Genomic DNA, 6,286 nt, shown 5'->3' on the forward strand with positions numbered 1-6,286 from the left:
CTGCCGTCAAGGGGATGGGGAAACCCCATCCGCCTATGCGGTGGGGTAGTTCATTTCAACCGGCCCACCGATCCCGCCACTTGACCGTTCCCTCGGCGGCCAGCAACCAGCGGCGGGCTACCAGGTTTTCTCGGATCGGCGAACGACCCTCTCGCAGCAGAACGTACTTGTAGGCAATGGCTTTACCGGCGCTTTCGTTGAAAGGGATCTCCCCAAACCAGGTGTTGGCGTTGATGTATTCCAGCGGGTAGCCCCGAGCAATGTCCCAATAGCCCAACTCTGGGCAATCCCCGATGACCACAATCCATTCCCCCGGTTGGGTATTTACCCCATTCAGTTGGGCCCGCACGATCACCTGGCCCTTGACTCGCTCTCCCACATGGCTAAGGACGATTACTCCGCGGGTGGGCAAATCCAAACCGTGGATCTTCCCCTCTTTGACCGTAAACTTCTGGCGAGTCAGGATACAGGTGTGCTCCCCATCGGGAAATTCGGTGTCCACCTGCTCCAGGTGGGTGGCCTCCCCCCGATTGAGGGCAACAAAGCAGCGGCTATCCCGATAACGACGGGTATAGCACCAAACCTCCTCTGTCAGATATTTGCGCCACTGGCTGCCCAAAGATACCGCCGGGTTGAGACGGCGCAACCCCGATAGCAGGCGAATCTGCCGATAAAGTGGAGAGTTGGGATCCCAGCTTTCCATCATCGGGCGATTGTAGGGATCGTTGCCCCCATCGGTGTCGTTGTGCAGGTATTGTTCGGTGCCGTAGTAAATACAAGGGATCCCACGGCTGGTCATGATAATGGCGATTGCCACCGCCAGCATTTCCGGATCCGGGTTTAGGGTTTGGAAGCGGCACATGTCGTGGTTGTCGATGAAGGTGATCAGCTCTGTAGCCCCGTTGTAGCGATAATCTTTGGCGATGACGTCATCGACGAGGCGAAAGCCCTCAGCAGCCCCCTGCCCCAAAGCTGCCCGAATAGCCATGCACAGGCCAAAATCCAGGATCGTCATGCCGGAATGGTTGGCAAACTGCACCGAAGCTTCCACATCTGGGCCACTGTAGATCCACTCTCCAAAAACAAAAACATCCGGCTTGTGGGTTTGGATATCGGCATTGAACTCCTGCCAAAACCAGATGGGCATGTGCTTGACAGTATCTACCCGCAGAGCATCCACCCCTCGATCCAACCACTGCTTGATGGCGGACTTGATGTAGTTGCGATAGTCGGGATTGTTTTCGTTAAACGTCGCCAGTCCGGCCAACTCGCAATTTTGCACCTGCCACTCATCTTCCCAGTTCGTCACTTCGCCGTAGTGGTGGTACCAATGGTTTACATCGTTGTTGAAATCGGCAATGAGCTTCCCATCGTCGAACAACTGACCTTTGACGCCCCCTGTATCCGGGCTGCTGTGGTTGCAAACAATGTCCAGCACGAGCTTCATTTTGCGCTTGTGCATCTCCGCAATGAGCCGATCGAAAGTGGTAGGGGCCGGATTGTTGAGCGAGGGATCCTCCCCTTTGGCGATGTAGCGTGGGTTGATGCGCTTAAAGTCTTTCGTCCAGTAGCCGTGCATCGCTGCACTTTCAATAAACAATCGCTCCACTTGCTCGAACAAAGGCGTGAGCCAAATGGCTGTGATCCCCATCTGTTGCAGATAGTCCAGCTTGTCGATTACCCCTTGTAGATCTCCACCCCAGTATTTGCCCCAGTCTTGCCTTTGAGGATCATAAAGTTCTGGGTTCGGCCCTTCGTTATTTTCCGGATCCCCATCAAAAAAACGATCCACCACCAAAAAGTAGATTGTTTCCTGACGGAACTCAATGTCGCGAGTGTAGAGAAACTCCAGATCCCCAGAGGATTCTGAAGGCTCAACAATATCCGCTCGCCGGTTCAGTGTTTCCATAAAAGCAGCCCTCCCACCTTAAAAACAGCTCAACAGACACGAACACAAACTGAAAAAGGCCAGAGGCTGCTGCAAGTCCAGCTTTTACCTCTAGCCCTTAGCCCAGAAGAGGATGCTTCTGTTGCCAATCCTCAAACTTCAAAGCATTCTTTACGCAAAGTGAACAAGTGAAGGTTGTGCCTGCATCAGAAGGCTCGCTCCGCTGAGCGACTCAATCTGCTCAACCCAATTAACCCAAAAGGTTGTCTATACCCTCTTTCACCGCATCTTTCAGATCTTCCTTGGCATGCTGAGCTGCAGCCTCCATTTGCTTGGCCTTGCCCTCTAGTTTTTGCTTTTCATCCCCTGTGAGCTCCCCCACTGCTTCTTGAATCTTGCCCTCGATATTCTTGGCCGTAGCTTCAATCCGGTCTTGAATACTCACAGATGTACCTCCTAGCTCTTGATAACACCGAGCAGCTCGCACGCCTTTTGAATCGATAAACCTGCAATTCAATTGCGCAAGTGCTCACGGCAGAGACGCTAGCACAGAATCCTCAGACTGGGAGTGCTCTCATGGGCACCGTTCCGGTCTGCTTTTGGCCACACTCTTCAAGCGGATCCCTGCCGGCCCGCAACTCACCCGCTTCAGCTGGCGCCAAAATTCATCTCCCCGATGTCCCCAATGGGCCACAGGCTACCGATTGTCCGACGGCTGATGGGCGGAGTTCTTTGGGAGCGCGGCGTAGTGGGGACAACGGCAGGGGCCCAGAGGGTTCACTGCGCAGGGCAGGTGGGGTGACCGAGAAAAGTAGCGGCAGGAGGGATCCCAGGGCAAGCCACAAGAGAGAGTTGGTACGGCCCGGTGGGCGCGCTCGTCCCGGATTGAGAAGCGACGGGATCCACTCTTTTCCAGCAGAGGGATCAACTGCGCCAAGAACGTCAGCCCTAACCACAAACCAACTCCCATGACCAGTGCTTGCACGATCGTTCTCCTTCACTCACCCGTTCAAGAGTGTCGCCTTCCGACCCCGATAGCCTAAGTCAGCTTGTTTCGGCAGAGCTAGAGCGGCAGCCAGTTTTGGAGCTGTCCTTCCCTGCCGACGAGAACCCAGCAGAAAAACCGACTAGAGTGAAATATGGACTGACCCACTGGGCCTTTGGATTCCATGACAACCTCCACCCTTGATGCTGCCGCCATCCTTGAGGCGTTGCGCCCTGTTCAAGATCCGGAGCTGCGCCGCAGCCTGGTGGAACTGAACATGATCCGGGATATTCGCGTCGAGCCTGGGCGAGTGGCCTTTACCCTGGTACTGACCACGCCGGCCTGCCCTTTGCGGGAATTCATTGTGGAGGAGTGCAAAGCTGCCATCCGCCAGCTGGCCCCCATCGAAGCCATTGATGTTACGGTAACGGCAGAAACCCCCCGTTCCCCTTCCCTGCCGAATCGCCAGTCCATCCCCGGTGTGCGCAACATCATCGCCATTTCCAGCGGCAAGGGGGGCGTGGGCAAAACCTCGGTGTCGGTGAATGTGGCGGTGGCGCTGGCCCAAAGCGGGGCCCGGGTGGGGCTGCTGGATGCCGATATTTACGGCCCCAATGTGCCGCTGATGTTGGGCCTGCAGGATCGGTCTCTGGTTGTGCAAAAACGGGAGGACGGCGGCGAGGATATCTTCCCCCTGGAAAATTACGGCGTCAAGATGGTGTCGATGGGCCTTTTGGTGGGGCGGGATCAGCCGGTGATCTGGCGGGGGCCGATGTTGAACGGGGTGATCCGGCAATTTCTCTATCAGGTGCAGTGGGGAGAGTTGGACTACTTGGTTGTGGATATGCCCCCCGGCACCGGCGATGCTCAGTTGACCCTGGTTCAGGCAGTGCCGCTGGCAGGAGCTGTGATCGTCACCACGCCCCAATCGGTGGCCCTGCTGGACAGCCGCAAGGGCTTGAACATGTTTCGGCAGTTGGGGGTGCCCATCCTGGGCATTGTGGAAAACATGAGCTACTTCGTCCCGCCCGACCTGCCGGATCGCCAGTACGATATTTTCGGCTCAGAAGGGGGAGAGACCACGGCCCGCGAGCTGGGGATCCCTTTGCTGGGGCGGATCCCGCTGGAAATCGCCCTGCGCCAAGGGGGAGATATGGGTACGCCTATTGTCATCGGCCAACCTGAGTCGGCTTCAGCCCGGGCCTTGAAGCAGATTGCCAAAACCTTGGCAGGCCGCGTTTCCATGTTGGCTTTGGGGGCAGGCTAGAAGCGCTCTGCTTCCACCAACGAGACCCCGAAGCTGCGTCCTCCCACCACAATCCCCTCTTGGGCTTTACCGCGCACGGTCACTGTGCTGTTCATGGCCGGCAGCCCCTTGTCGGTGATGACCCAAAGGGAACCGCTGTTGTCTTGGAGCTCATACACACCCTGGCCGAACACTCCTATCTGGTTGACCACGCGACCGCGGATATACACATCGGTGTAGCGGGAGGGATTTTGTTCGATCTGGGCGATGGGGGTTGTGCCGATGCCCAGCCGCGCCAGTTGCCCACACCCTGCCAGGGCTAAGCTGAGGCCCAGCAGGAGCGCCAGGGATCCGCCGCGGAACGATTGGCCAAGTTGCTGTTTCATGGGTTGCTTCCACTGACGAGCACCTGCTCCCACCATAGCAAGCCGGCAGCCGATCCACGGCCAAGTCAGAACTTCTCGCCAATGCCGAAGTGCAGTTGGCCTTGGCCAGCTCCGCCTTGCCCAACCGCGTAGTCGATGCGCAGCGGCCCCAAGGGAGATTGGATGCGAATGCCGACCCCCAGCCCCAAACCACTGCCCGGCTTGTTGCGCACCAGGGCAGGATTGCCGGCCACCGCAGCTCCACTGCCCAAATCGGTGCCGTAGTCGGCAAAGACCACTGCCCCCACCGGGTCGAAAATGGGAAAGCGCAATTCGGCGGTTGCCGTAGCAAAGCTGCGACCGGAACCGATACCCCCCTCGAAAAAGCCCCGCACCGAGTTGCCGCCACCAATGGCAAAAGCATCGTAGGGAGCCAAGTCGCCGATGGTCGTGCCTGCTCGCACATCAAAGGCCAATACCTGCGGTCGCTCGCTGCGGGTTTCAAACAGGTTGACGGGAATGAACTGGCTGTAGCCGGCCTCGAGGCGGTTGGCATTCAAGCCATTTTGAAACAGACGTACCGACTGTTCTGTGGAGATGCGAAAGACCGAGCCCTGGCTGGGGCTGTTGGGGTTGTCGCGGGCGTCGTTGATGAGGCCGAGGCGCAGGGTGGTGTAGCTGTCTTGGCCGCTCTCGCTGAAGGTAATCGGGTTGCCCAGCACATCGAAGCGCTGCTGCTCCCCGTTGCTGTTGCGAGCTTCTACAAATTGGATGCGGGTGCCCAAGCTGGCCCGCCAATTGCCCCCAATCGGGCGAGAGAAAGTCACCCCGCCGCCAAGACGGTTGATGCGCACGGGATCCCCATTGGGCAGGGTGAATCCCTCATTAAAGACAAAGCTGGAGCTCTGCTGGTTGGAGATGTTGACGTTGTAGGAGGTGGGAATGTCCAGCGTGGCAATCCGCGGGTCGGTGAAGTTTAAGTCGAAGAGGGTTTCGTTGGTGCCCACCTGCACGTTGAAGCTGGCACTTTGGTTGTTGCCGCCCAAGTTTTGTTCGGAGACGTTGAGGCCGGCGAAGACCCCTGTGGCGGAGCTGACGCCGATGGTGCCTCCCAAAGTGCCGGTGCGACGTTCTTCCACGTTCACCACCACCACCACCTTGTCGGGATCCTGGCCGGGGTTGAGCCCCACATTCACATCTTGAAACAGGTTGAGATTAAAAACCGCCTGCAGGTCTTCCTGGATTTGGTTGCGGTTAAACACATCCCCCGGCTTGGACTTCAACTCGCGGGTGATGATGAAGTCACGGGTTTTGGTGTTGCCCTGAACGCGAATATCCTCGATCACCCCTTCGGCGATTTCCAGGGTGATGGTGCCGTCTTCAGAGGAGCGCACATCCGTCACTTTGGCCAGCACGTAACCCTTATCGGCGTACCACTGCTCGATCTCGGCCACAGCCAGTTGCAGCTCGCCGAAGTTGAGCACCCGCCCTTCCTGGTCGGCAAAGGCGGCCCGCAGCACTTCCGGATCCAGAACTTTCGCCCCTTCTGTGCGCACCGCTTTGAGAATGGGGTTGGGCTTGACCTCAAAGGTGACCCGCACCCCCAAAGGCGTATCGGAAGGCACTGCCCGCACATCGGCAAACAATCCGGTGGCAAACACGGCATTGATGTCTTCCCGCAACTGGGATCGGGTGGAAACCTCGCCGGCGCGGGTGCGGATGACGCTGTAAACCCGGTTGATCAGCTCCGGATCTTCAGTGCCCTCAACCACTACCTCCGCTACCAACACTTCTGGCTCTCC

Annotated in this window: 6 protein-coding genes; 1 reads left to right on the forward strand and 5 read right to left on the reverse strand. The window is 57.8% G+C overall.

The features are described 5' to 3' along the window. Positions 1–55: 55 nt before the first annotated feature. The 3 genes from NW838_RS06260 to NW838_RS06270 all read right to left on the reverse strand — a co-directional run bounded on the left by NW838_RS06260 (position 56) and on the right by NW838_RS06270 (position 2,873). The gene (locus NW838_RS06260; protein ID WP_414358244.1) at positions 56–1,909 is read right to left on the reverse strand and encodes an alpha-amylase family glycosyl hydrolase; all 1,854 of its coding nucleotides are present in this window, start codon (positions 1,907–1,909) and stop codon (positions 56–58) included. Between the two features lie 229 nt (positions 1,910–2,138). Next, complete coding sequence (locus NW838_RS06265) at positions 2,139–2,333, reverse strand: CsbD family protein (RefSeq protein WP_414358245.1); 195 nt, start codon at positions 2,331–2,333, stop codon at positions 2,139–2,141. Between the two features lie 252 nt (positions 2,334–2,585). After that, complete coding sequence (locus tag NW838_RS06270) at positions 2,586–2,873, reverse strand: DUF6464 family protein (protein WP_414358248.1); 288 nt, start codon at positions 2,871–2,873, stop codon at positions 2,586–2,588. 184 nt (positions 2,874–3,057) lie between these two features. Between NW838_RS06270 and NW838_RS06275 the strand changes: the two genes are divergently transcribed. After that, on the forward strand, positions 3,058–4,140 hold the full coding sequence (locus NW838_RS06275) for an Mrp/NBP35 family ATP-binding protein (RefSeq protein WP_414342888.1): 1,083 nt from the start codon (positions 3,058–3,060) through the stop codon (positions 4,138–4,140). On the opposite strand, the gene NW838_RS06280 is transcribed toward NW838_RS06275, so the two are convergent. Together NW838_RS06280 and NW838_RS06285 are read right to left on the reverse strand one after the other, a co-directional pair. Further along, positions 4,137–4,505 carry a hypothetical protein gene (locus NW838_RS06280; RefSeq protein ID WP_414358252.1) on the reverse strand — a complete coding sequence of 123 codons (369 nt, stop codon included), beginning with the start codon at positions 4,503–4,505 and terminating at the stop codon, positions 4,137–4,139. The two genes, NW838_RS06275 and NW838_RS06280, sit on opposite strands and share 4 nt — an antisense overlap. A gap of 65 nt (positions 4,506–4,570) precedes the next feature. Continuing rightward, positions 4,571–6,286: BamA/TamA family outer membrane protein (locus NW838_RS06285; protein WP_414427713.1), on the reverse strand; the 1,716-nt coding region annotated here is incomplete at its 5' end.

The sequence above is a fragment of the Synechococcus sp. R55.2 genome (assembly GCF_047462075.1).
GTDB lineage: Bacteria > Cyanobacteriota > Cyanobacteriia > Thermostichales > Thermostichaceae > Thermostichus.

What these genes read in the sequence shown, in the direction of transcription:
- NW838_RS06260 (WP_414358244.1), bottom strand. Translation starts at nt 1,909, where the DNA reads ATGGAAACACTGAACCGGCGAGCGGATATTGTTGAGCCTTCAGAATCC.
- NW838_RS06275 (WP_414342888.1), top strand. Translation starts at nt 3,058, where the DNA reads ATGACAACCTCCACCCTTGATGCTGCCGCCATCCTTGAGGCGTTGCGC.
- NW838_RS06280 (WP_414358252.1), bottom strand. Translation starts at nt 4,505, where the DNA reads ATGAAACAGCAACTTGGCCAATCGTTCCGCGGCGGATCCCTGGCGCTC.